The organism is Chitinophaga ginsengisegetis (assembly GCF_900168065.1).
GTDB classification, from domain to species: Bacteria; Bacteroidota; Bacteroidia; order Chitinophagales; family Chitinophagaceae; genus Chitinophaga; species Chitinophaga ginsengisegetis.
Genome location: NZ_FUZZ01000005.1, coordinates 299,524 through 325,924 on the forward strand (window position 1 = coordinate 299,524; position 26,401 = coordinate 325,924).

The 26,401-nt window shown below is 46.6% G+C and carries 18 protein-coding genes; 11 read left to right on the forward strand and 7 right to left on the reverse strand.

Translation table 11 applies throughout. From position 1 onward, the window contains the following. Positions 1–80: 80 nt before the first annotated feature. The 4 genes from B5Z18_RS27440 (at position 81) to B5Z18_RS27455 (ending at position 6,266) form a co-directional block, all read left to right on the forward strand. The gene (locus tag B5Z18_RS27440) at positions 81–1,079 is read left to right on the forward strand and encodes a FecR family protein (RefSeq protein ID WP_079472752.1); all 999 of its coding nucleotides are present in this window, start codon (positions 81–83) and stop codon (positions 1,077–1,079) included. Positions 1,080–1,164: 85 nt separating this feature from the next. Beyond that, positions 1,165–4,623: a TonB-dependent receptor gene (locus B5Z18_RS27445; protein WP_200817375.1), complete on the forward strand. Its 3,459-nt coding sequence runs from the start codon at positions 1,165–1,167 to the stop codon at positions 4,621–4,623. Positions 4,624–4,655: 32 nt separating this feature from the next. After that, on the forward strand, positions 4,656–5,450 hold the full coding sequence (locus B5Z18_RS27450; protein WP_079472753.1) for a hypothetical protein: 795 nt from the start codon (positions 4,656–4,658) through the stop codon (positions 5,448–5,450). 15 nt (positions 5,451–5,465) lie between these two features. Further along, entirely contained in the window at positions 5,466–6,266 is an 801-nt protein-coding gene (locus B5Z18_RS27455; protein ID WP_079472754.1) for a hypothetical protein, read from the forward strand. Between the two features lie 335 nt (positions 6,267–6,601). On the opposite strand, the gene B5Z18_RS27460 is transcribed toward B5Z18_RS27455, so the two are convergent. Both B5Z18_RS27460 and B5Z18_RS27465 read right to left on the reverse strand, forming a co-directional pair. After that, entirely contained in the window at positions 6,602–7,294 is a 693-nt protein-coding gene (locus B5Z18_RS27460) for a response regulator transcription factor (protein ID WP_079472755.1), read from the reverse strand. 4 nt (positions 7,295–7,298) lie between these two features. Next, positions 7,299–8,729 carry a sensor histidine kinase gene (locus B5Z18_RS27465; RefSeq protein WP_159454453.1) on the reverse strand — a complete coding sequence of 477 codons (1,431 nt, stop codon included), beginning with the start codon at positions 8,727–8,729 and terminating at the stop codon, positions 7,299–7,301. 199 nt (positions 8,730–8,928) lie between these two features. On the opposite strand from B5Z18_RS27465, the gene B5Z18_RS27470 reads away from it, so the two are divergent. Further along, entirely contained in the window at positions 8,929–9,846 is a 918-nt protein-coding gene (locus B5Z18_RS27470) for a hypothetical protein (RefSeq protein ID WP_079472757.1), read from the forward strand. 32 nt (positions 9,847–9,878) lie between these two features. Here B5Z18_RS27470 and B5Z18_RS27475 read toward each other — a convergent pair whose 3' ends face one another. Continuing rightward, a complete protein-coding gene (locus tag B5Z18_RS27475) occupies positions 9,879–10,346 on the reverse strand; it encodes a hypothetical protein (protein WP_079472758.1) in 468 nt (155 codons plus the stop codon). Between the two features lie 274 nt (positions 10,347–10,620). On the opposite strand from B5Z18_RS27475, the gene B5Z18_RS32960 reads away from it, so the two are divergent. The 5 genes from B5Z18_RS32960 to B5Z18_RS27500 all read left to right on the forward strand — a co-directional run bounded on the left by B5Z18_RS32960 (position 10,621) and on the right by B5Z18_RS27500 (position 16,224). After that, positions 10,621–11,253: a TetR/AcrR family transcriptional regulator gene (locus B5Z18_RS32960; protein WP_079472759.1), complete on the forward strand. Its 633-nt coding sequence runs from the start codon at positions 10,621–10,623 to the stop codon at positions 11,251–11,253. Further along, complete coding sequence (locus B5Z18_RS27485) at positions 11,243–12,604, forward strand: TolC family protein (RefSeq protein WP_079472760.1); 1,362 nt, start codon at positions 11,243–11,245, stop codon at positions 12,602–12,604. The genes B5Z18_RS32960 and B5Z18_RS27485 overlap by 11 nt, the downstream gene beginning before the upstream one ends. A 70-nt stretch (positions 12,605–12,674) precedes the next feature. Continuing rightward, on the forward strand, positions 12,675–13,763 hold the full coding sequence (locus B5Z18_RS27490; RefSeq protein WP_079472761.1) for an HlyD family secretion protein: 1,089 nt from the start codon (positions 12,675–12,677) through the stop codon (positions 13,761–13,763). 174 nt (positions 13,764–13,937) lie between these two features. Next, positions 13,938–15,515 carry a DHA2 family efflux MFS transporter permease subunit gene (locus B5Z18_RS27495; RefSeq protein ID WP_079472762.1) on the forward strand — a complete coding sequence of 526 codons (1,578 nt, stop codon included), beginning with the start codon at positions 13,938–13,940 and terminating at the stop codon, positions 15,513–15,515. Positions 15,516–15,651: 136 nt separating this feature from the next. Further along, positions 15,652–16,224 carry a hypothetical protein gene (locus B5Z18_RS27500; protein WP_079472763.1) on the forward strand — a complete coding sequence of 191 codons (573 nt, stop codon included), beginning with the start codon at positions 15,652–15,654 and terminating at the stop codon, positions 16,222–16,224. A gap of 6 nt (positions 16,225–16,230) precedes the next feature. Here B5Z18_RS27500 and B5Z18_RS27505 read toward each other — a convergent pair whose 3' ends face one another. Both B5Z18_RS27505 and B5Z18_RS27510 read right to left on the reverse strand, forming a co-directional pair. Beyond that, on the reverse strand, positions 16,231–16,692 hold the full coding sequence (locus B5Z18_RS27505) for an Mpo1 family 2-hydroxy fatty acid dioxygenase (RefSeq protein ID WP_079472764.1): 462 nt from the start codon (positions 16,690–16,692) through the stop codon (positions 16,231–16,233). 65 nt (positions 16,693–16,757) lie between these two features. Continuing rightward, positions 16,758–22,526 (reverse strand): alpha-2-macroglobulin family protein, encoded by a 5,769-nt coding sequence (locus tag B5Z18_RS27510; RefSeq protein ID WP_143313723.1) that lies wholly within the window; start codon positions 22,524–22,526, stop codon positions 16,758–16,760. Between the two features lie 114 nt (positions 22,527–22,640). Here B5Z18_RS27510 and B5Z18_RS27515 point away from each other — a divergent pair, with 114 nt between their 5' ends. Then, a complete protein-coding gene (locus tag B5Z18_RS27515; protein ID WP_200817376.1) occupies positions 22,641–23,528 on the forward strand; it encodes an NAD(P)-dependent oxidoreductase in 888 nt (295 codons plus the stop codon). Here B5Z18_RS27515 and B5Z18_RS27520 read toward each other — a convergent pair. Together B5Z18_RS27520 and B5Z18_RS27525 are read right to left on the reverse strand one after the other, a co-directional pair. Continuing rightward, positions 23,525–23,929, reverse strand: coding sequence for a winged helix-turn-helix transcriptional regulator (locus B5Z18_RS27520; protein WP_079472767.1), 405 nt, complete (start codon positions 23,927–23,929; stop codon positions 23,525–23,527). The genes B5Z18_RS27515 and B5Z18_RS27520 overlap by 4 nt on opposite strands. Before the next feature lie 174 nt (positions 23,930–24,103). Then, positions 24,104–26,014 carry an SPFH domain-containing protein gene (locus tag B5Z18_RS27525; RefSeq protein WP_079472768.1) on the reverse strand — a complete coding sequence of 637 codons (1,911 nt, stop codon included), beginning with the start codon at positions 26,012–26,014 and terminating at the stop codon, positions 24,104–24,106. Between the last annotated feature and the right edge of the window lie 387 nt (positions 26,015–26,401).

A 26,401-nucleotide genomic window follows, 5' to 3' on the forward strand; every position in this document is an offset into this window, starting at 1 on the left:
CTGCTTTTCGTTTTTAGGCTCTATCCTGTAAGGAGTACTATAAGTAGTATTTATAGCCCTCCTTCCTTAAATAAAAAGCTATGCAAACAGAACAACGCTTCAGGGAACTTTTAGACCGGTATATAGCTGGTACCTGCACTTCTCAGGAAAAAGCCATTATGGAAGAATGGTTTGAAAAAGGGGGCGACATGAAGAAAGCAGACCTTCAGTTAAGTGCGGAAGATGAAGCGCTGTTACTAAATAACATTCATCGCTTGCAGGATAAAACGACCGTTCCTGATAGCCTCCCGGTGCACAGGAGTAAGCTGCTGAGGCCATTATCCAGCTGGCGTGCCGCAGCTGTGTGGATGGGGGTGCTGATTACTGCAGGTGCCGGTATATGGAAGGCAGCAACAATCCAATACGCAGCTACTCCCGCACAAACTGCGGCGGTGTTCAAAGAAATAGCAACTGGTAAAGGAGAAATAAAGCAGGTGGTATTACCCGATAGTTCAGTGGTGCTGCTTAATGCCGGTTCCACATTGCATTATCACTCCGACTTTGCCCGTTACCGCGAGGTGCAGCTTTCGGGTGAAGCATTGTTTACCGTAACCCATGACGACAAACATCCTTTTACCGTGCAAACTGCCGACAGCCTGGCCACTTTGGTACTGGGCACACAGTTCAATATCAGCAGCTACGCCCAGGGAGAAGATATACAGATCTCCGTTGTATCCGGTAAGGTGCAGGTCAGTAAGCCGGGCAGCGCACCGGATATCCTTACCCGGGCACAGGCCATCCATTACAATAAGGCCAGCCGGGATTATACCATCCAACGTGCTGTATCTGTGGAAAGCCTGACCAGCTGGGCAAAGGGCGAATGGGATTATGAAAATGTCCGGTTCAATGATCTGGTGGTGCTACTGCAAAATCAATATGGTGTTACCCTCCATACGCGGCGGAATCCGCATCAGCTGCAAACCAATGTCAATGTCAATTTTAATAAGGAGCAATCGGCCCGTGAAATCGTGGAAGTGTTTTGCAGTTTAACCGGATGCCGGTTCCGGATCATCACCCCTGCTGAAATAGAGATCTATTAACCGCTATAAAAGCAAAAGCCCTGCTGTGAACAGGGCCAATGCCATTTTTTCATTCGTTAAAATAAAAAAAGTAAAAAACAAAGTTATGCTACTAACATGGTTGAAGCAACCTGGAGGGAAATTATTTATCCCGCCCGCCCTGATCCTATTATTGTTACTGTCACCTATGGTAATGCTGGCGCAGGAAACGAAGTATTCGGTAAAATTTCAACAAGGCAGTTTAGAACAGGCGCTGGGTGTACTCCGTAAAACAACGGGTATGAGTATTGCCTTTAGTAAAGAAGAGGTAAATGGGGTTGTGATAAAACCAGCGGAATACAACAATAAAACGGTGGAGCAGATTTTAAGCGGGCTGGTCACCAACATTCCGTTTACTATAGAAAGAAGAGGCACTGCCTGGCTGGTTAAAAAATCCGCGGATAAACAAACGCCATCTGCCACTCCCCAAAAAGCTCCCGGAAAAATCAGCGGGAAAATCATTGATGAAGAAAACGGTGACCCTATACCAGGTGTCAGCATCCGCATTGGCAATAATGGAACAACCACCAGTACAGATGGTTCTTTTAGTATTGCGCTGCCAAAGGGGGCCTATCAGGCAGAAATCTCGTCCTTAGGTTATGGTACCAAACAGGTCACCGATATCGAAGTAAAGGACAATCAGATTTTTGCATTAAACGTAACGCTTAAAAGAACGAAGCGTACACTGAGTGGTGTAGTGATTACCTCTTCTGCAAAAAAAGAAAGCATCAAAGCGCTCTATGCCCGCCAAAAGAACGAAGCAGGTATCTCCAACGGTATAAGCAGGGAACAGATTGCAGCGTTGCCCGACAAAAACATAGGGGAAACATTAAAGCGGATTTCGGGAGTGAGCACTAACGACAACCGGCGTGTGGTGATACGAGGTATTGCGGAGCGCTACAACCTTGCTATGATGGACGGCGCCACATTACCAAGTACGGATGTACAGGTGCGCGACTTTGAGTTCGATATTGTTCCCAGTAACCTGATCGACAATGTGATCGTATCTAAAACGGCAACGCCTGATATGAGCTTTGGCTTTGGCGGCGGTTTGGTACAAATCAACACGTTTGCGATTCCTGATCAAAACTTTACAACAATAGGTATTGGCGGAAAATATACAAGTGGGAGCACAGGAAAAGACTTCCTGGGTTATGGCCGTGGAAAAAATGACTACCTCGGCTTTGATGACGGCAGCAGGGAGCATTTCCCCAAAGACCTGCTGATCTTTACCAATCAAAACTATAATCCTATCAAGCCGTATGATCTTCCTCCCAAAGATATTCCGGCAATAACACCTGAAATGATTGCAGCGCAGAACAAAAGAATAGGTGGTTTGGAACGGATAGGCACCAGGACCTACAAGGCATTACCGGGACAAAACTACCAGTTCAGCCTGGGACGTAGCTACAACATTAAAGATAGCCGTTTCGGTTTTGTGGCTTCACTCAGCTACCGCAATGAGCAATCTATTGATGATATTTCCCATTTTGAACGGGGCGACTGGGAGAAGATCGGTAATCGCGTTTATAACGTAGCCACCGGGGAAGAAATCGACCCTACTTTTTCCAACCAGTATAATTTCAATACCACCTGGGGCGCCCTGGTCAACCTGGGGTGGCAATCAAAGCGTCACAAAATCACTTTCCGCAATTTCTATTCACGGGTATTTAACAACCAGTTTTCCCGTATCGTGGGATATGGTAATGACATTGGTTATGGCGAACATCCTGCCATCCGGGAATACGACCGTCCAAAGTTTATTGACCTGTTGCAAAACCGTATCAATGGTGAACACACCTTTGGTGCTTTCCGTTTTGATTGGAATGTGGCCCGGAACAAACTCACCAACCTCGAAAAAGATGCCGTGGAAGCCTGGCTGATGCCTGCAAGTACGCTTAATGGAAGCAGTTACAATATAACACCCAGTGGCGTTACCAATCCAGGTGGCGGAACATTTAACAGGGCGCAATACCTGTATGAGGAAACCAATAAAATAGCGGAAGGATCCCTGAGCTATCATTTCAACGTACTTGGAAAAAAGCAGATAGTAAAGTCCGGCTATCAGTATATGGAGCGCCACGGTCTTTACGACTGGACCCTATTGCCGATCAGTACCGTACGAACAATAGGTAGCATATATGCGCATGTTCCTGTACAGGAATGGGGACAATTCCTGGAATTCAAAGATCCCATGAAAGACTTGTTATATTATCCTGCCAGTTTTTCCCGGAACGGATATGAAGGAAAGAATACCAATCAGGCAGTTTATGGTATGATGGATAACCGTTTTACCAACTGGCTGCGTTTGGTATGGGGTATTCGGGCTGAATACTACGATTATGAAAGGATCAGGAGCGGTGCCAATGACCTATCTATCAGTACACTCATAGAACGGGGCGAAAAATACAGGTTCGTGGACCCTGAAACCGGAAAAATCGTAACCCCTACAGCTGATCCGGAAACTGAAGAAAAAAAATGGCGTTACCTGCCTTCAGCAAGCCTTACTGCCACACCATTGAAGGATTTTAATATACGGGCTGCTTATTCACAATCGGTGGTAAGACCAGCACTGATCGAAAACTCCCGGATGATCCGCTATGATCCGGCCATAGGTGCTTTTCGCCGGAATGAAGGTGTGCTTTCTACCTTGATTGACCACTATGACTTACGACTGGAATGGTATCCCAAACCTGGTGAGGTGATTTCTGTTGGTTATTTCTATAAGTATTTTGACAAACCGGTAGAGCTGTACCGTATACAACCGGATGCTACTATGCGCGTATATGTATCTACCCAAAATTCAGATTGGGCAAAGGTGAACGGGTGGGAATTTGACCTGCGTAAAAGCCTGGGTTTTATCTATCCGCAGTGGAAATTGCTTGATAATATTTACCTGAGTGGTAACCTTACCTTACAGCGTTCCGAAGTACAGGCTGCTATGTTTGTAGGAAAGAGTATGATTGAAGACAAATACGGCAGAAGCTATGAATACCGCAGCAAAGTATTCCAGAGAGAAAAAAGACCATTATATGGACAGGTGCCTGTGCTGTACAATATAGGATTGCAATATGATGGCAACCGTTTAGGGGTCAATATGGCCTTTAATCACATGGGCTACAAAACCTTCTCCACAGGCATTACGCCGAATATTGTAGAGTATGAACGTCCACGCGATCAGCTGGATGCCCAATTAAGCTATAGTTTTCTGAAAAACAAAAAGCTGAAGGCAAAGCTGAACATCAGCAACCTGCTAAATAGTCCTTACCGCTTTTATATTAACAGTACTGACACGTATAAGCTGCTTGATAAATGGAAAGGTCTCCCTATGTCAGAAATTTCTTCTACCGGAGCCACAGAATGGAGTGATATCTACGAATGGAAATATGGCTTCTCCCAGAAATATGAAGAAGGTTATTATGAAACATCAGCAGACGGGAAAACTAAAACCCGGATTGGCGACAAGGATACCTTCATTCGTAAGATTGGCACCTCTTTCAGTTTATCCGTTTCTTATTCCCTTTAGATTTCATCTGATTATAATAAAACCGTAGCGTCATGAAGACAATAAAGATATCTTATACCATACTGACAGGTGCCTTCCTGTTAATACTGGCTGCCTGCAACAAAGGGAAAGACGATTTTTTATACAAGGAAACGATAGCGCCTGTGATGTTGAAAGGCTATAATAGCAGCAACGAAACATTGGAAATAAAACTGGATACCTTTAAGATCAATTATCCATTGTCACCCAATAGTGCCTTTGATCTTATCGATGCGTATACGTTCTATGGCAATACCAATAAAGTAAAGCTGTCATTAACAGAAACAGGAACGGGAAAAGTGGTGCTGGAGAAGGAAATAAAAAGGGGAGACGGCCCCACCAACCTCAAATTTCTTTATCTGAATGGTAAAGTAAATGATCTGCCGGAAAAACCGCTGGTTGAACAGGGAAAAATAAAAATCAGTTACCTGTTCATGCCAACGCTTACTAATTATACAGCACCTGTAGATATTGTGCTGATAAAATATTATTTCACACCCAAGGCTTTTGAGGAGATCATCCGGATTAAAAATGTAAAGCCTTATGAATGCAGTGAGCCTGTCACTATTTCCAGCTTTCCAACTTCGGGGCAAGAATATAATGGACAGCCTACCAGTGTGCTGTTTAAGGCTTATATCTACAAAGCAGGTACGAATGAATTTTACACGGAGGGAACGGGATATACCTGGCATGCTACTTCCTCCAGTGCCCCTACACCATCTGCATCAGTGGCATCTTCCAATTTGTATATATTCAATGAAAGCACTGCAGGAAATAGTATAAGGTTTACCAAACTATTTGAACTATAACTAATAAACGAACCAATGAAGCAATTAATACAATACATGAAAATAGCCGGTATCATTACCATGCTTATTAACGTGCTTGCAGCGTGCAACAAAGAGGAGCTCAATCCGGAAAAAGCAATACAGGTGATCATCAGTGGCTACAATGGCAGTGCGAACGAACTGGAAGTATCAATAGATACCACCAGGTACGACAAGAGTTTGGCCAACGGAAAATTTATACTCCAGCCAGCCTCTTTAATAGGCTTTAACGCAGTATATACCTACCGTGACCCGGCGTTACGTTCGAGGGTTACCCTGACAGATCCTGCTACCGGGGAAATAGTCTTTAGTAAACCACTTCCTGCATCAGGCACAAAAGCCTGTTTTAATTACATCTATTTAGATGGTAAGGTGGTAGAAGTAAATCCACCAGCCGCCGAAGCCACCACCAATAAATTGGGATTTTATATTCACTATGCGGATAGCGATGCCCCCTTTGATATTTTCCTGTACAGAATTGATAACACCACCGGGCAGGAATACCGGGAATACCTGGCAAAGGATGTAAAACGAAAATCATGGATTTATATAGATTATATTCCTTCCGCTGATTTTGATAATAAAAATGCCCTGAGCAATAGCAGTGTTTGTTTTACGAAGGCAGGTACCACAGATCAATGGGCCTTTCAGGATAATGAAACCATGAGTAAAGTGCCGGCAATGGGAATGGGTTTCCCCCTTGCCGGTGAAAAAGGTTTGGTGTTGCCTTATTTTATTACGCCTGGCTCCTGGCAGTTAGAGCAGTCCCGTTTGTTTTTCTATCCGGACAGGTTTTAGTAAATATGGATCATCGCAACGCAATTTGCAGATAAAATTCCCGGGCTGACCAAAAAGCAATGGTCAGCCCTACTCCCGACCACCCGCTGGCCAGCACCCTAAAGCCAGGCCCTTTTCTGAAAGACAATCACCCGCTGGTGAACTTTTTCCGCTTACCCCTGTTAACTATGTATCACTATGAAAAACACCTATAGCGGCAAAGCCCTCCTGTATTTGTTTTTCCCTTACATGATTTTACTGAAATGATGAAGATACGGTTGATAAACAGGCACAACATCTTGTAAAAGATGTGCAGGGGCGGGCCCTTAAGCGATGTAGCGCCCGCCCTTTTTTATTTAGGTAAGGCTGAACATGAACCCGATCCCATAAATATTCCGGATACTGATATTTTCATTCCCCTGGAAGTATTTGCGGAAGCGGGATACAAATACATCTAAACTTCTTCCTACAAAATAATCATTCGCTCCCCATACCTGGTGCAGGATATCTTCCCGCCGGATCACCTTATTGCTGTTGTGATAGAAGTGCAGCAGCAGATCGCTTTCCAGTGGCGTGAGTATGGTTTCCTTGCCATTGCCGATAAGCTTCAGCGAGTCTTTGTGAAAACGCATCCCTCCAAGTTCAATGGCGTTGCTGGCGGCTATGCTGTTTACGATCTGGTTTCTTTTCAGGATGTTTTTTATGCGGAGCACCAGTTCATCTACATCAAACGGTTTTACGATGTAATCGTCTGCCCCGATCTTCAGGCCGTACAGACGGTCTTTCTTTTCACCACGTGCTGTGAGGAAGAGGAACGGAACGCTTGGTTGTATTTTTACCAGTTCCTGCGCCAGCTCAAAGCCATCCATTTCGGGGAGGTTGATATCTATCAGGATGATATGCCAGGCCGTGGGAGTGGCGGCAAAAGCCTCCAACGCCGCCCGCCCGTTTTGTTGCCAGTCGACAGTGAAATCCATCAGTTCCAGGTATTGTTTTACAACGTTACCGAGATCCGTTTCATCTTCTACCAGCAGAATGTGATGTTTCATAGCGTTATATTTTTGAAGGTATGGTAATTACGAAAGTACTGCCTGCACCGGGTTCGCTGCTCACTTTAATGCTCCAGCCATGTGCATCCACGCACTGTTTTACATAATAAAGCCCAAGGCCCAGGCCCTTCGTGGGCCTGGACAGATTGGGCTGGTGCCGGTAAAATTTCTCAAAGATATGGCGGAGGGTAGCGGCGTTCATGCCGATACCATTGTCTTGTATGATCAATGCAATAGATTCTTTTTCCTGCAGGGTAGTAATGGTGATGATTTTCTCCGGCTGGTCGTTGTACTTCACGGCGTTATCCAGGATGTTTTGCAGCAGGGTGGTAAAATGAAAGGTATCTGCTTCAATCATCACCGGGTGGCCGCTGTTGTGGAAAGTGAAGCGGATGGCCTGCTTCATGGTATTAAGACTATACACCGCCAGTATCCCGCTGATCAGTTCATTCAGATCGGTGGTAGTGGTTTTGAGCGCCAGTTTTTCCGTAGCCGCAATATTGATCACCTTTTCCACCAGTAGTTTCAGGCGTTCCGCCTGCCGGTGGATAATCTCGGAAAGTGCGGTAACGCTTTGTTTGTTATCCAGTGTTTTTTCATTCTGGATATTTTTATTGGCAACGATAATAGCCGTGATAGGCGTATTAAACTCGTGGGTGATGTTATTGATAAAGTCCGATTTCATATCAGACAGGTGTTTTTGCCGGATCCATTTAAACAGGGTGATGGCAAACAGCGTAATCACCGCCAGCAGGGTAAGTATGCCGGGCAGGATGGTATATTTCATTTGCCGGAGTACAAGGGTACGGCGGTTATAGGGGTCTGCATAAAATGAGAACGACAGGGAATAGGAGTAGGGCAGGGGCGAATTGGCCACCAGCGAGGATGCCGCGCTGTTTTCATTGAGCTGCGGCAGGTTGCCGCAAATAAAGAGCCCCATTTCCTTTTGCCTGTTGGCCGGGATGAGCGGGTACTTTTTAAAGCGGTTGTATACGTTCACATACTGACTGTCTTTAAACTTGATATCCAGCCGGTGAATGCATAAGGCAAACAGCAGGGAATCCTTGATCCCGTCGTTGGCTTTAATGGCTTTCAGCATGCTGTCGGTGTTCTCGTGCTTTACCAGTTCGCGGATAATGCGGTTCACGAGGTGTTGTGCGGCGGTGTCGAAGCCGTGGCGGTTGGTGTTATACAGCTGTTCCAGGTAAGAGTACTGTGGCACAATGATGCTGTCCAGCAGGGGTTGTCCTCCCGGGAACAGTTTATCGTTGGCGATAGCCAGGTTGTAGGCTTCACCGATCCTTCCTTTTTCCACGTAGTTAAAACGACTGTCCAGCAACTGATAAGTATTATATATCAGGAAAAACTGTACAATAGCCAACGCGATAATACAGATAACAGCTGTCAGGATATACAGCTTGATAGAATGCCTCATGCTTCGCTTTGTTACTTTTGGTTGACCTTTCCTGTTCATCAATTGATAACGACGTCCGCTCCTGATACTTTTAAGTTTTGTTTACAATCCGTTAGGGATTTTTTAAAATTGATTCGATTCCTGTTGGCTATTTTCACCATTAAGATACTACTTTTTTGGTATTAGAAAATCGATTTAGCATTTTTTATAAAATCCCTGTATGAAGAGATATTTATGCTATGTATTATTAGTTGGTGGCAGTCTTTTTACCCTTGCCACCTTTGCTTCGAAAAATACCGCGTGGATGGCGCCGGTGGTGAAGGATACCACGGCCGCACCACCACTTACCTGGAAGGAGCATTGGTTTGAGCATGCGCAGGTAATGCGCCGGGTGTTCAGCAATTCGTCGGTAACGGTGTATTACGACAAAGAAACGCCTGAGAGTATTACCTGGCCGGATACGCTGTTAACGAAGGTATGGAACTACACCACTAAAACTTATGGCGCCTTTGGTAAGGATAACCGCCTCTTTGTATTACTGCATACCGGCAAATATGGCGGCGGGCATCCGTCTACCTATTTCGACGGCAGTCACGACTACCGAAATGTAATTGATGTAGGGCATGAGGGCGATTGGGTGAGCAATACCGGCTGGAACCTGGATGCAGCCGTGCATGAGGTAGGGCATATTGTGGAAGGCGCCGCCAAAAGCGTGCATGGGTCGCCGGCTTTCCCGATCTGGAAAGACAGCAAGTGGATGGAGATTTATCAGTATGATGTATACCGGGCATTGGGCTGGGATGCAGAAGCCAGGCGCTGGTTTGATATGCAGATGAAGGGTACGGACAATTTTCCGCGGCCTGGAACACAGTGGTTCAAAAACTGGTTTTACCCGATTTACCATCAGTACGGCGGGGCCAAAGTGCTGAACAATTTCTTTACATTACTGGCCGTCAACTTCCCCCGTAACGGCAACGCATATACGCGGGATTTGAACTGGGGAGAGTTTATCCATTTCTGGAGCGGCGCCGCGGGTGTAAACCTGAAACCGCAGGCTATCATTGCTTTTGGCTGGCCCGCCAGTTGGGAGGAGGAGTTCCTGCAGGCGCAGAAAGAATTTCCGGAAGTAAAATATTAAAGATAAAAAGCGGAGGGCATGCCCTCCGCTTTTTATCTTGTGTAGTATTTACGCGCCATGAAGGAAAGTGGTAATCCGATCATCGCCATCAGTATCAGTATATTAATAACGGAGTTGACTAAACGCAGCGGCCCATGCGGTACCTGGCTTAACGGCACTACCACCAGGTTCATTACACACCACACCAGTAAACCATAAACGAGCCCGGTTGCCACCGGGTGTTTGTGCAGCCCTGCTATCTTGGGATAGAGGACAAAGAAAACAAACGACCACGTCAGCGCAATAAGATAATGAAACAGTAACCCCCACCACATCATGGCCGGCCCACCGCTAAAGGCCGCTTTACCAAATACACCGCTGCTGATGTATACCAGTATTTTGCTGACAGGCTGACCATGACTAACAACCGAAAAATACACAAACGCAGAAAGGATGTCCAGCGTACCGGTAATGAGGCCGGCCAGTAAAACAGTTCCCGGAAAGGAGGAAAAAGGACGCATGTAATTTGTTTTTATATGGTAAAACAGGGCGGTATGAGTATATCTCTTAAATTATAAAATTCTGCTATAAAAACCTCGCTATTGGTAGGATTTTCTTCTTTTTTATTAAGCTATTATTAAGAAATATTAAAAATAGCTTAAAATTTTAAACAAATTTGTTGATTATCAATTATATACAGTTTTAAATATTCAAAATTTAAACAAACAGTTAAATAAACGCTTGTTTAAATTAAACGTTTGTTTAACTTTGTCCTGTCAAATCTAAAAAAGGAACATGGAAGAGTATAGTGAAAAACAGCTCTCAATTTTAACGGTTGCGGAGCGGCTATTTGCCGATCAGGGCTTTCATGGCACATCGGTGAGAGATATAGCACAGGAGGCGGATGTGAACATCGCCATGATCTCCTATTATTTCGGTTCAAAGGACAAATTGCTGGAATCTATTTTCAAGTATAGAATGGAGGCTTCCCGGAAGTTCATTAATGAATTACTGGAGAACGACACGATGGAGCCACTGGAGAAAATAAACAGCCTGATCGACCGGTTCATCAATAAAATGCTTGGGGAGCAGTATTTCCAGTGCATTATGAGCCGCGAACAGCTGAACAGCCAGCAAAGTCCGGTCAGGGATCTGATCTGGCAACTGAAAGGGGAAATGCTTGGTCTGATGCGCCCCATCGTTACTAATGCCCAGGAAGCGGGCATCTTTTATAAAGATGTAGATGTGGAAATGCTGATGACTTCTTTATTCGGGACTATCCATCAGGTAATACCTGCCAAGCATATATTAAGAACGAACCCTGAAGCAAAGGATCTGAACGACGATGAATACAGGGAGTATTTAAAAAACAGAGTAAGTACACATTTAAAAAAATTGTTCAAAGCAATCCTAACACATGAATTCTAAAAGCATATACACACGATTATATGCGCTTGCATCGGGAATCCTGCTGACTTTTTTCTTTCAGACAGCATCCGCACAACAGAGCGTAAAACCGCTTTCGTTAAATGAAGCCATATCGCTGAGTATACAAAACAGCAAACAATTAAAGGTGAGTCATGCTAAAGTGGATCAGGCTACTGCCTCACTGAAAGAAGCCAATGAACGCCAGTTACCGGATGTAAGTGTTTCCGGTTCTTATCTCAGGCTTACACAGCCTAATATCGACATGAAACTTAAACTGGGAGATGATAGCAACGGTGGCACCAAAAGTGAAAGCCCCAAGGTGAATTCAGCAGCTTATGGTATCGCCAGTGTATCCGTACCCATCTTTGCAGGTGGATTGATACAAAGCGGTAAAGAATCTGCCCGTTACCTGGCAGAAGCAGCGCGACTGGATGTTGATAAAGACCGTGAAGATGTGATCCAGAACACCATCGCCGCCTACAGCAATCTTTATAAGGCAAAAGCCGCGGTAGCACTGGTACAGGAAAACATCCGGCAGTCGGACGAAAGGGTGAAAGAATTTTCCAACAAGGAAAAGAATGGTCTCCTTGCCCGCAACGATCTCTTAAAAGCAGAATTACAGCAATCTAATTATCAGCTGGCACTGATGGACGCTGAAAACAACCTGAAAATTGCCAATCTGAATATGGATATCATGCTGGGCCTGCCGGATAACACCATGATCCAGGTAGACAGCACCGTATTCAAAGTAGATGATAAGGTAGATGGCCGCGGAGTAGCAGAGTTTGAGCAACTGGCTTACCAGAACCGTAAGGATGCAGCCTCTCTCACTGCACGTGAAAAAGCAGCGAATGCAGGAATAAAAGGAGCTAAAGCGGATTATTTCCCATCACTCGCTGTAACCGGCGGATATGTGGCTGCTTACATTCCTAATGTGATCACCATTACCAATGCCGTAAATGCAGGAGTAGGGCTGAAATACAATCTTTCTTCCCTCTGGAAAACAGGATCAAAAGTAAGCAATGCAAAGGCGCAACTGGCAGAAGTACAGGCCAATGAGGCGAAGCTCGTGGATGGTATTCACCTGGACGTATACCAATCTTACGAAAATTACCTTCTGAGCCACAAGAAAATGGATACTTATATCAAAGCGATAGAACAGTCGGAAGAAAATTACCGGATTACGAAGAACAAGCACGATAACAACCTGGCTACTACAACAGATCTGTTGGATGCCGACGTTGCAAATCTGCAGGCGCATCTCAACTATGCGTACGCAAAGGCAGATGCACTGGTAGCATATAACAAACTGTTACAGTCTGCAGGTATACTGGAATCCAACAACAAATAATACCAACAAACCAATAAATATCAAAGCCGTGGAAACGCAAACTCAAACAAAACCTACTAACAATATAAACATGCAGGAAACAACCGCGCCTAAAAAGAAAAGCAAAGGATTCGTTATAGTGCTGGCAGTGCTGGTACTGGGTGGCGGTGCATTTGGTATCACCAAGTATGTTCATGGTCAGCACCATGAAGAAACTGATAATGCGCAGATCGATGCTAATGTGAGCCCGGTTATACCCCGCGTATCCGGTTATGTGAAAGAAGTAAGAGTGAAAGATAACCAGGTGGTGAAGAAAGGAGATACATTAGTAATCCTGGACGACCGCGACCTGGCCATAAAAGTACAACAGGCAGAAAACGCCCTCTATGCTGCACAGGCTAACCTGGGCGCTGCACAGGCCAGCACTGCTGCTGCGGAAGCAGGTATCAGCACCGCACAGGCGCAGGTAGGTACTATCGATGCACAGATTGAAGCAGCCAAAGTAAACCTCTGGAGAGCCAGCCAGGATTACGACCGTTACGCTAACCTGATCAAAGATCATTCTATTACCCAACAGGAATTTGAACAGGCCTCTGCTGCCAAACAAACTGCTGAACGTCAGCTCGACGTACTGGCCCGTCAAAAAGCGGCTGCCAGCCGTCAGACAAACGTAGTGAGTTCCCAGAGCGGTGCTACTTCCAAACAAATTAACGTAGCGAATGCAGGTATCAAACAACGTGAAACAGATGTGGAAGATGCGAAGCTGAACCTGTCTTATTCCGTGATCCTTGCTCCGGAAGATGGCGTACTGTCAAAAATCTTCGTACAGCCGGGACAGTTTGTTACTGCGGGTCAGTCTTTATTCAGCGTGGTGCTGAGCACTACTCCGTGGGTAGTGGCCAACTTCAAGGAAACACAGCTGGATAAAATGAAACTGGGTCAGAAAGTAACTGTACACATCGATGCTTATCCTGAAAAAGGACTGGAAGGTAAAGTAACTTCCTTCGCTCCGGCTACCGGCTCCAAATTCGCCCTGCTGCCTGCGGATAACGCTTCCGGTAACTTCGTAAAAGTAGTGCAGCGCTTACCGGTAAAAATTGAGTTCGATAACCCTAACGATGAACTGGTAAAACAGTTACGCCCGGGTATGAACGTACTGGTAGACGTGCATCTCAACTAATCATATACATGAATAGCAACGTATCCGGAGTTAATAATTAGTGGGAACCATGCAATAATTAACAGACAGGCATAATCGATTAGCATAAATAACAGATCATAAACGGAAAGGTCATGTTCGTCATTAATTATTAACTCCGGGTAGTGTTGTTTTCATTCAAAATATAAGTGCTGCATGCAACAAGAATCATTGATAGAATACGGCTCGCGCAGGGTGATCATTACGATCACCGCTATATTCTGCGCTTTGCTGGAGATAGTGGATACCACTATCGTAAATGTGGCGTTGAATGACATGCGTGGTAACATGGGCGCCACACTCAGTGAAATCGGATGGGTCATCACCGCATACGCTATCGGTAACGTAATCATAGTACCGATGACCAGCTGGTTATCACAGCAATTTGGTCGTCGTAACTATTTCGCGGCGTCTATTATTATATTCACCGTTTCCTCTTTCCTCTGCGGTAACGCAACTGCCATGTGGGAGCTGATCATATTCCGCTTCATACAGGGTTTGGGTGGAGGTGCATTGCTGGTGACCTCTCAAACGATTATCACTGAAAGTTATCCGCCTGAAAAACGCGGTATCGCCCAGGCCATTTATGGATTGGGTGTAATTATCGGTCCAACGTTAGGCCCCCCGTTAGGCGGTTACATCACCGATAACTATTCCTGGCCTTATATCTTTTACATCAACATCCCGATCGGTGTAATCGCTACCCTGCTCACTTTGCAGTTTGTACGCAGCCCGAAATATGGTGAAAAAAGAGCAATGTCGGAGATAGATTTCCTCGGTATAGGACTCCTGGCGGTGATGGTAGGGTGTTTGCAATTTGTATTGGAACGCGGACAGGAAGACGACTGGTTTAACGACTCTACCATTACAGCCCTGACCGTAACAAGTGTATTGGCCCTGTTCTTCTTTGTATGGCGTGAGCTTACCTATAAGAACCCGATTGTGGAGCTGAGGGTGCTCAAAAACGGAAACCTCCGGGTAGGTACCATCCTGTCGTTCATCATGGGCTTTGGATTATACGGATCTACCTTCATCATCCCGCTGTACACACAAGGTTCGCTGGGATGGACCGCTACCCAATCCGGTATGCTGATGATTCCTGCGGCGTTGACTACCGCGGTGATGATGCCGCTCATCGGTAAGATGCTGGAAAGAGGTATTCCACAACAATACCTGGTGGCAAGTGGTATGTTCCTGTTCTTTGTGTTCTGCTTCTGGGGATATAAAATTATCACACCGGCAGATACCGGTTCAGATGCTTTCTTCTGGATGCTGATTGTTCGCGGTATAGGTATGGGTTTACTCTTTATTCCTATCACCACGTTGTCGCTGTCTGGTTTGAAAGGACAACAGATTGGCCAGGGCGCAGCCTTCACCGGTATGATGCGTCAGCTGGGAGGTTCATTTGGGGTGGCTTTGATCACTACGTTTATGGCCCGTCAGAATATGCTGCACCGGAGCGACCTGGTGGCAAAACTGGATACCAATAACCCCGATGTAATTAACCGGGTAAACGGGTTACAGCAAAGCTTCGGCGCCAAAGGAATGGACCCTCACCAGGCACTGAATTCGGGTTATAAATTACTGGATTACAGTGTTACCAAACAGGCCGCCATATTATCCTATATGGATGTGTTCCTGTACCTGGGCCTGATATTCCTGATTTGTGTACCGTTTGTACTCATGGTAAAAGCTAAGAAAGCTGCAAAACTCGATCCGTCTGCTATGCACTAACGGAAACAGTTTTTCAAGATAAATTATTGTTGCAATAACAGTGTAACAGTTGTAGGTTTAGGTAAATAAGCCCCGATTTTAATCGGGGCTTTTGTTTTTTCAGGAGCAATGAATTAAATTCATAGAAACACCCGCTATGGAAACATTCGGCCATGTAAGAATGGTGATAGGATTTATCCTGAGCCTCAGCATTGCCCATCTGCTCAAAGGCACTGCTAAATTTATCCAGCATCCCAACCGGGAAAAACCTTACTGGGTACACCTTTCATGGGTAGCTTACATCTTTGTGCTGCTGGTACATTTCTGGTGGTGGGAAATGCCATTGCACGCATTGAAGAAATGGACTTTCCCGGAATATATCTTTATTATCTCCTTTATTACTACCTTTTTCCTGCTCTGTGCACTGTTGTACCCGGATGATCTGAAGGATTATAAAGGATACCAGGACTACTTTTATTCACGGCGAAAGTGGTTCTTCGGGGTACTGGCGTTTTCATTTATTGCAGATGTAATAGATACGCTGATAAAAGGACAGGACTACTTTCATCATTTCGGTATAGAATACCCGATCCGCAATATCATTCACTTTGTCCTTTGCCTGTTGGCCATCAGGATCAGTAACCGCACCTTTCACGGGGCGCTGGTCATTATATTCATGCTATACGAAATGAGCTATGTGCTGCGGCTTTATTTGTCGGCCGCCACATGAGGGCTTTTACAGGCGGATGCCCACTTTTTTATAGATAAAGCTCAGCAGCCAGGCGGGCCCGATGAGCAGGAATTGCAAATCCTTGAAGAAAGAAGGTTTGGCGCCTTCTATTTTATGACCAATAAACTGCCCGATCCAGGCCACTACGAAAATAAACAATGCCACCTGCCAGATCACCAGCGGAGTGGCTGCTATGAGGCGCCATAGCCATAAACAGATCACGCCGATGAGCAGCATACCTGCCGCCAGGGAAGGAGAGAGGCGCAGATAGTAAATGATCAGTAACAGCAATGCCACATGGGCCACCGAAATATAAGAACGCACGCCACCAATGGGCAACGGGATCGCGTATAAAAATCCGACTATACTGAAAAAAATAGCGGGCACACAAATCCAGTGAATCAGCTTGTTGGTGTGGTTACGGTGGCTGCTGCCGTACTCGTCCAGCCATTGATGGATTGTTCTCATAGCGGTGGCGGTTTATAAAGTGCTGCTATTAAAATACGTTAAATAACCCAAAATGAGTGATGATTTTATTTGCCCCTGATCACCACCTTTTTCATGCCTTCTCTCCCAAAAAATACCGGGAAATACATCATTTCTGCTTTGGCCGGGTTCAGGTGGTAATACCCCGTATAGCGCGGCATTAAGGACACCGTAAAGCGGTAAGTACCTTTGTTTAAATAATCACTGAAGATGCTTACCTTGTTTTTAAAGTACTCGCGGTGTACTTCATGGTTCGACCACTGACTGTTTTTCTCCTCATAGGAACAGCCAGCCGGCACCGGTATTTCCACCATCACGTAATCCGCATCTGCTTTTACTTCCACGGTTACTTCCAGGGTAACAGCGCGGCCTGCGGTGAGGAAGTTTACAGCTGTATCCTGCTGCAGGAACTGGCTGCCCACGCTGAACTGGTGTGATGCAGGTGGCGGCGCCGGATTCCAGTGCTGTTGCCAGCCGGTAAAATATACGGTGGAACCACCCCGCTTAACGACGTTTAATGGCTTACCGGCTGTAAAAATATGCGTATAAGGAAAGGCACTCACCTGTTCCCCGTTAATACTAAGCCCCGGCGTTTGCATCTCCGAAGTTTGCAGCGCATCCGGCAGGATGGTAGCCAGGATAGTGGCAGATTCGTAGGTATTGCGCCAGTTGCCGCTGCGCCGCTTTTCCATGAACCAGTCGCGGATGGTGCGTAACAGGGCATCGTGACCACCCTCTGCCCGCAATATTTTATATGCCAGCAAGGTGAGTTGTACATCATTGTTAAAGAGCTGGTAACTGTCTTCCCCCCAGTAACTATTGCCCATCATGGTGGTTTGCCGCGCAGCCATCAGTGAGGCTGTATTTACGTGTATGCCTGTCTGTTGTTTCAGGTATAATAAACGGAACTGGTCATACTTACTGCCTTTGTTTGCAGGTATGGTATCGAGGTAAGCCGGGAAATTAATTTTGGCGCCCAGCTCGTACAATGTTTCCAAAAGGGTTAAATTATTGGTGTACGCATCCCTGGTGTGTACGGAACCATTCAGCTGGAATACGGAGTAATCGATCAGCGCTGCTTTGTTGATGTTGGGCTTAAATCCTTCTTTTTCAGCCATCAGCAAGGCTTTTGTTACATGTTGTGAAACCCAGTACACAGAAGTGCTTTTATTCCACCAGCCCCAGCCACCATCTTTATTTTCATTCTGTTCCAGTTTACGGATCAGCTCAGAGATCTTTTTCAGATCCTTAAACGGTAGCGCAAGGAATTTACGGGCTTGTTTCTCCAGCAGCAGGCCGGTGAGTTTGGAGGCCAGTTGTTCATTGCATAGATATTCATAACGCCGGAGATAATCTATTTCATCCAGCAGTACCGGTAGCATGCCGGTGCAGGCATACAGGTGAACAGCAGCGGTATCGTCTGCAAAAGACAGGGAGAAGCTGGTATCGGCTGGCAGTGCGGCAAAGAAGCCTTTGGTTTCTGTTACGCCTTTTTTAAAGACAGGAATAGCACGGTATTCTCCGTCGAAGTAATCCTGGTTACCAGTGATGGTATATTTAAAGGAGATGCTGTCGCCCGATAGGGGAACATGCACCGGGAAGGTATCAATCAGGCTGTTGCGCACGCCAATGGAACGGGTGCCGGTGAGTACCTGGTTGGTGTAGAAGCTGCGGCTGACAGTAGCGCTGTCGGTGCCATAGTTCAGCACCTTACCGATAATGTTTACACTGTCGCCTTCAACGGCAAACACCGGTAGCGACAAGTTTGCGCTCAGCGGTTTATATGATTTGATCTGTACCTGTGCGCTGCCGGTTTGTCCCTGGTCAGTGAATGCCAGTGTATAGGTTTTCCAGTTGGTGATATCATCCGGGAAGGTTACCTTAAAAGAGGTTTCTCCTTTTTCGTTGGTGCGTAACCGTGGTTGCCAGCATGCATCGTCGCGGAAGTTGCTGCGCAGGCTATTGGCTTCTGCCGGCAGGGCTTCCTGGCTGGCTGCCGCTATAAAACCCGCTTTGCTGCTGGTGATGAGGATTACTCCGTTGGCGGCCCTGGCGCCATAAATAGCGGTGGCGGCGGCATCTTTCAGCACCGACATATTTTTAATAAGAGACGGATCCAGGCTTTCCAGTAAACCTTCATAGGGAACACCATCAATGATAATCAGTGGTGGCGTGTTAATACTGTTGGCGCCCCGGATAGTGACGCCTGCCACTACGCCATTAAGATTGCCGGTAATGAAGTGCGAAGCAGCGGCGGTAATTTCCTTTTTGCGTTGCGTGCCGTAACCCACTACCACCGTTTCACTCAGGGATTGTATTACCGGTTTTAATTTTATTTCAATAAAATCCTGGTCCCTTAAAGTAACAGTTTCGGCGTTATACCCAATAGCATTAACGGTGAGCTGTCCTTTTTCTGTAACGGCTAAGGAGAAATATCCTTTTGCATTGCTCAGGGTGCCATACCTTGTTCCCTTCAGAATAATGGAGGCGCCGGGTACGGGGCCGTTCGCATCTGTTGTTATCACCCCGGATATACGACGGGTGAAGCCGGAAGTATCCAGGTATTGGTTGTTGAACGGCGTGGTAAAGTCGGTCGTCGCGTTGGTCGACATCTGTTGTGTTTCATAACCTCTCCAGTCCAGTATCGCTTTTGATAATGCAGCGCTGGTAGAGTCTTTTTCCATTACTTTCCGGGCGTGTAACCGGTAATAGGTATTGCCGCCGGCATTGGCTTTCAGGCTATCGGCCACGTAGTATTTATTTTTCTTCAGCAATACCAGCAGCCGGTAATTGCCTGGTTCCAGGTTGTAAAACCAGGTGGTTTGTCCGCGGTAAATACGGATATAGGTGGGATCATCGTAGCGGTAAAGGAACAGCTGCCGCGGTTCATTCCCTTTGAAGGCAGTATCCGGCGAAATAATGAGATTAGAGGTATTCCCGTCGCCTCTTGCATTGGAGTATAGCTCCTGGTTTATCTGCAGGCCATCCAGGTGATCATTCCAGATACTGTCCATTTCACTTTCTGTGATCACATGATCATATAACCGTGGCTGATCCGCTTCTTTCGGCAAATAGAATCTGAGTCGCTGATCGCTGGTACTCGTTTCTTTCACTAATCCTTGCCGGATCTCAAATGTATAACCCGGTTCAGGTACAAAAGATTGTATAAACCTGCCTTTTACAATATAGTCGGCATCATTGTTTTTCAGTGGTCCGGCCAGCTGGATGCTTTTGCTGTAACCATTGCCGGGGTTAAACCATTGTATATTTCCATTCTGGTTAATATACGTATACCCGTCATTGTTATCCGTAAGAAATGGTACCACGTAACGCTTATATAGATTTACTTCCAGCGGGGTAAGTTCCGTTGGCATTTTGGTGATGCGTATCCGTTCATCGGGTTTATCGGCAGCGATGCTGATAAAGGTTTTAAGTCCTTCTTCGGCGTAGATGCTGTCGATGATAATTTCCTTATCAGAAGTACGGATTTCCAGTTTGTGTTTGCCGGGCCATATGGCAAAACTATAGGCTGGCCGGAGGTCTGTATTGGCAAAGAACACCGGTTGTTCATCTATCTTCACATGACTGATAAACTGTACAGCGCCATTTTCTGTAACAAACGGGGAAATCTGTGTAATATCATTCTTCGCAGGTTCCGTGCTGTAACGTATTCCATCCGGATGCAGGAAGCGATAATACGCGTTGCTATCCAGCGTCATTTCGTTTTTCCACCGGTCCCAGTTCATGATCTGTTTGCCGGATACGGTTTTTCTATCAGATAACCACTGTTGGCTATATGCTTTCCGCATAGGATGCCTTTTATCAAGATTGGGCAGGTTAGGCATGGTATAGTTAAACCTGGCAGTCATCGCATAAGCCGTAACATCTGCATCCTTTACAGGCCGGCCTTCTGCATCAGTAACAGTGATGCCTATACGAACTGTTTGCCCCGGGTACACAGCTACCGGGTTATTGATGGTTACCTGTAATTGTTTTTCAAGATAAGGGATGATGAAGTGCTCATCTTTCACCTGGTCATTCCAGATATATTGCAGGGAAACAAAATAATACCCGTGGGTGGCGGAGGCGGCTTTCCACGACAGCTGCTGGTCGTAGCCCTGTGCCACCAGTTTGTTGCCGGCAAAGATGCTATACCAGAAGTACAATTTTTTTGGATTCACAATATCTGCAAATACGGAATCGCGGGTACGGCTGGCATTGCACTGGATCATGCCATTTTCACCGGATGACAGGTAGCTTTTAGTGACGTTGCCTGCTGTTACCCGGTAGGTATTTACATAAGGATGCAGCGGCAATACGGCGGGTAATGAGATAGCAGAAAGAGCAACCGTATCACGCTTTGCATTCAGCAACAGCAGCGTGGCCTGTGAAGGTATGACGTGGCCGGAGCGTTTAAAGTCAACAGATAAGCTATCGCCTTTTGGTGTGAAACTGATTTCATCCGTATCATAATAATATTGCTGGGAAATACGGCTGCTTTGGCTTTCATTGTTGCTGTTCAGAAACTGTGTGCTGATGTTATAGGAAAAAGAAGCGGCCGGGAAAATACTGTCAGGCAGCGTTACTTTGGTTTCCCCGGTCATATCCAGCGCTACTTCATGTTTCCATAACTGGTGGGGTATAAATACCACCGGCGCGTGATATTGTGAAATGTTGTTAGGGGTAACGGTGATGGTTACACGCCCATCCATTACCGGGAGATCGTTTTCATCGGTGGCCTTCAGGAACAGGGATACCGGCGTGCCACGGGTATGTTCTTTCACATCGGTGCGGGCGGTAAAGCGGATCGATTTCAGCTCATACTCTTCATATTCAAACGTACCGCGCATCAATACTTTCCGTCTGGCAAAGTATTCATCATCATCCAGGTCGGTTTCGTTATTGTCGGAGGTATATTTCCTGCTGTCCAGGGTTTCCAGGGTAAACAGGTAGTCTGTGTCCAGATCGAGGTCCAGGCTGTCACTGAGCACCATTTCGTAATCATAGCCTCCCGGCCGGTAAGGACGGATAGTGGTGAGGATTGTATCGATATCCATGTCTTCACTGTAAAGTCGTAACAGCAGGGGTTCATTTACCGGCTTTGTATGGCGATTAATGATGAATGCCTTCATCCGCAGGGTATCGCCGGGCCTGTATTTCGCTTTACTGAAGGCCATGAAGCCTTTGTATTTTTTTTCGGTAGAAGTAGACTGCGAAAACCTGGGTTCATTATGATAATAATTTTTTTTGCGGGGGAACAGTTTTTTCCAGAAGAGGAGCCTGCCCTTACGGTTGGGGACCGTCAGGTTAAAAAGGTTCAGCACCTGGTTATGATACACCTGTATGATACCGCCTTTTTTGTAGCGCGGAATGCGATAGGTTTGTGTGCGTGCATCCCAGGGAATAGTCCGTTGGTTGATCCGCACGCTGGCATTGGAAATCGGTTTTCCATTTTTATCATGTAAGAGCAATGCCAGATCGTAGTTATTGGTTACTACCTTCAGGATTACATTCTGTACGGGTTTGTATTCATACGCCAGGTTATTTTGCAGGCCGGTTACCACTACATAATTTCCTGGGGCGGTACCCGCAGGGAAGCTGGCGCCAAACGGATAAGTGCCGGCTGCGGTATGCAGGTATTTTTCATCCGCCCAGGGTTTGGATGCTCTGCTCAGCTCAAATATCCGGAGCGCTTCCTTATCTGTTATTTTATAGATGTTATTTCTTTCACTGGTGGTTTTACTTTGGGAGATGTATTGCTGGGCGCTGGCTGTGATGCTACATAAGCACAGCAGAAACAATGAAATTCTTTTCAAGGTATAAGGATTATATGCTGAATTTAAGGAAAAGAAGGGAAACTAAAAATCCACATATCTTTATATAATCATTTTGAAATGATAGATTTGAACCAACAAGATAACTGAAGAATTATGGAAACCATTGGATTTATCGGCACAGGCCATTTGGGCTATCCCATTGCAGAAAACCTGCTGAAGGCAGGTTATACTTTAAGAATTTATAACCGTACCCGGGAGAAGGCATTGCCGCTGGAACAGCTGGGTGCCATACTGGTGAACAGCCCGGAGGAAACCGCTGTGAAAGGAGGGGTTGTTCTGAGCCTGGTGGCGGATGACAAGGCGCTGGAAGCAGTGGCCACCGATGCGTTGGTGCAGGCGCTTGGAGAAGGCGGCATCCATGTGTCTATGAGCACTGTTTCGCCGGATATATCGAGGGAGTTGTCGGTTCGGCATGGGAAGCACGGCGTGTTGTTTGTAGGTGCGCCGGTATTTGCGCGGCCGGAGGCGGCAGCGGCGAAAGCAGGTAATTCGGTGATTTCCGGTCCTGCTGCGGCTAAAGAAAGGATACGCCCTTTATTGGAGGCAGGGTTTGCCCGTAATATTTTTGATCTTGGAGAAGATGCCGGTAGCGCCAATGTGCTGAAGCTGATGGGTAATTTTATGATTGCCGGGGCGCTGGAACTGATGGCAGAGGCTTTTGCGCTGGCAGAGAAAAACGGGGTAGATCCCAGGGTGGCGTATGAAATGCTCACCACTACGTTATTTTCGGGCCCTATTTTCAGGAATTATGGCGCCATGATCCTGGATCGTAAATTTACCGGTAATCCTTCTTTCAGTGCGGAATTAGGGTTGAAAGATATGGACCTGGTATTGCAAACGGCGCGGAAATCATATACGCCGATGCCGCTGGCTAACCTGGTGCAGAACCGGCTCACTACTATCCTGGCGAAGGATATACATGATGCCGACTGGACAGCGCTGGCTTCCGGTGCGCTCGAGGACGCCGGGTTGGCAGTTTAACCTTTATCAGCCATAGCCGCCACGGTTTTTTCTTTGGATGCCTGGCGTGCTATGGCATCTTCCCGGTGCATAGTGCCCCAGTCGGAGATATGCTGCAACATGCTTTCCATGCTCCATCCCAGCGGGGTGAGTTCATATTCCACCCGTGGAGGAACTTCCGGGTACACGATCCGTTTAACAAGGTGGTCGTTTTCCAGTTCCCTCAACTGCAGAACCAGCACTCTTTCAGAGATGCCGGTGATCGACTTTTTCAGTTCATTATAGCGTAGTTTACCATCCAGTAAGCGCCACAGTATGCTGGGTTTCCAGCGTCCGCCGATCAACGACAGGGTATACGCTGTTCCGCAGTCGCCGCGCAGCTGTTTTCCGTTGATGGCATTAGAGGAATTTTCTTTTCGCATACGTTCATTTTTTCTTTCCGGGTATAAAGATACGCAATGCACTGCTATAGTGAAGGATACCGCTATCCTTTTAGTAACCCTGTTCTCTGGTGCCTTACAGTATTGATAACCGCAAGGCATAAAGCAAAAAGGGGAAGGTGCACACCTTCCCCTTTTGTTATGCTTCTTATAGTGTTACTCTGCCTGTTTTCCGGCTTCGTTTTTCTTTGCCACATCTTCCAGTAATTTGAGTCCGAGCAATCCGCTGATCGGACCGTTGGCGCCGTCTCCGCCGCTGATGAGCACATCCGGCATGATGCGGATTTGCTGTGATCCGATGGCTTCCATTACTTTCAGTTGGGTAAAGTTGTTGCCACCCATTGCTTCTACTGCCAGTTTGTAGGATTCCGCGCTGGACTGACCAATGGCCAGGATCTTTTCTGCTTCTGCTTTACCGGTGAGGGCAATTTTTTCCGCATCGGCTTTAGCAATCCACTCGGTGCGTTCCGCTTCTGCTTTGGCCAGCAGGCGTACTTTTTCCGCTTCACCGCCGGCCAGTAATTTCATCCGGTCGCTTTCCGCGTTGGCTTGCAGCCGCACGCTGTTGGCGTCACCGGTGGCTTTTTTCACGGAGGCGTCTGCATGTCTTTCCGCAATCCAAACGCCCTGGTCGGCTTTTACAATTTCCTTCTGCATTTCTGCAATGGCGGTTTCTTTTTCCAGCGTCTGACGGGTTTCCTGTGCCAGTCGCTCTGTATCATAGGTAATTTTCTGTTCTTCTGCAATTTTACGGTCGGTCAGTGTTTTCATCAGTGTTTCCGGTGGCACAATGTCGCCGATAAGGGTATCTACCCCGAACACATTGTACTGATCCAGTACCTGGCCGATATGTTCCTTCGCGGAAGTTTGCCGTTCCTTACGGCTGGTGAGGAAACTGATCACATCTGATCCCTGGGCTGAGTTACGGAAATAGTTACCGATGGTAGGTTCCAGTACCTGCGTTACCAGGTTGCTCATGTTACCGAAGCGGGCAATTACTTTAGGGGCTTCAGTAGTTGGGATGTGGATGATCTGCGCTACGTCGAGATTAAAAGTAAAACCGTCACGGCTTCTCACGGTGATGGTAGAGAGGTTTTTATCCAGCTGGTGGGCCTCACTTCTGGCGGTGGCCCAGTTCAGCACCAGGTTGGTGGTAGGCACCAGTTCTACTTTCATGATATAGGGATTAACAGGATACTTACCCGGTCCCAGTGGCTCGGCCCATACGCCTTTGGTGCCTTTGGCCACGATGTTACCGTGTTTGAATTCTGCGCCGCTGAGATCCACGCCATCATTACCCACGAAGGAGATCACCACGCCTACGTGGCCGATGGCGATTTCCGTCATACGCACCATTTCCAGTTTGGCGAACCACGGGTTAATAAAATAGGAACCAGCCAGGATCACCTGTTCCTGTAAGCCTTTGTAGCCGCCTTTTTCGAGGAAGGCATCCACATCCTGGAAGTTGTTGTGGTTTTCGATGGTTTTACCCGCAATGGAGCCGGTTTCAATGGCCTGTCCTTCGAGAGTGGTAACAATTCCCACGGCATTATCGGGGATGGATAGCATGTCGGTGATTTCCACTTCAAACAGGAAGGTATTGATACGGTACGATCCGGGCGTGATAATGGCGGTTTGCCGGCCTTTGCGGCCGCCGTTCTGCAGGAAGGCTACGGCGTCCTGGAAGGAGTCGCAGGGAACCTTGCGGGCCAGGATGGAACCTGTTTCCAGTTCTGAACCGTCTTTCGCCAGTACCAGTCCGATTTTACCGGTGGGGATGATGGTAAACGGTTGAAAGGTAACGCTGTACTGCCAGATCCATTTCCAGAAGTATACGCCGGGAGCGAGTGTTTGCGCCTGGAAGCCTGCTTCGCCATTGGTGGCGAGGATGCGGCCTTCGGGCAGTTCCTGTTTACCGATCAGTACAAATTTTTTAGTAACCAGACCGATACGGTCTTCCGGTACAATGACTACGCCAAAGCATATACGAAGAATTACTTTGTACAGTACAAGGCATAGAATGGGCAGGCCGATAAGCAAAGCCCATCTGAGAAATGTGTTTTCCATTTGTAGGGTTGTTGTTAAGGTATGTGTGTTTGTAAAGATGAATTTAAATGCACAGCGATACTGCTGACGGACGTGTCACTTCAGGGTTTGGGCCATGCATATCTATTTCAGAAAAGTGGGGGCGAAGTGTTGAAGTTCGTAGCGATATAAGCTATCAGGATGTTGTTGCCGGAGCAATGATCAGATTCCATTGAAAAATGAATTTCGGATGTAAAAGTGATGATTATTTTTCATCTGTCAAAATAATTTCCGGCAGATGATCATGGAGGTTAGCCGGGAATTTCAGATAAATGTTTCCGGATGATCTTTGCTGATTATTTCAGATAATGGCGGAGAGGTTTCTTTGAGAACTATTGAAAAATCTCCCGTTTTTTTTGATTTTTGGAA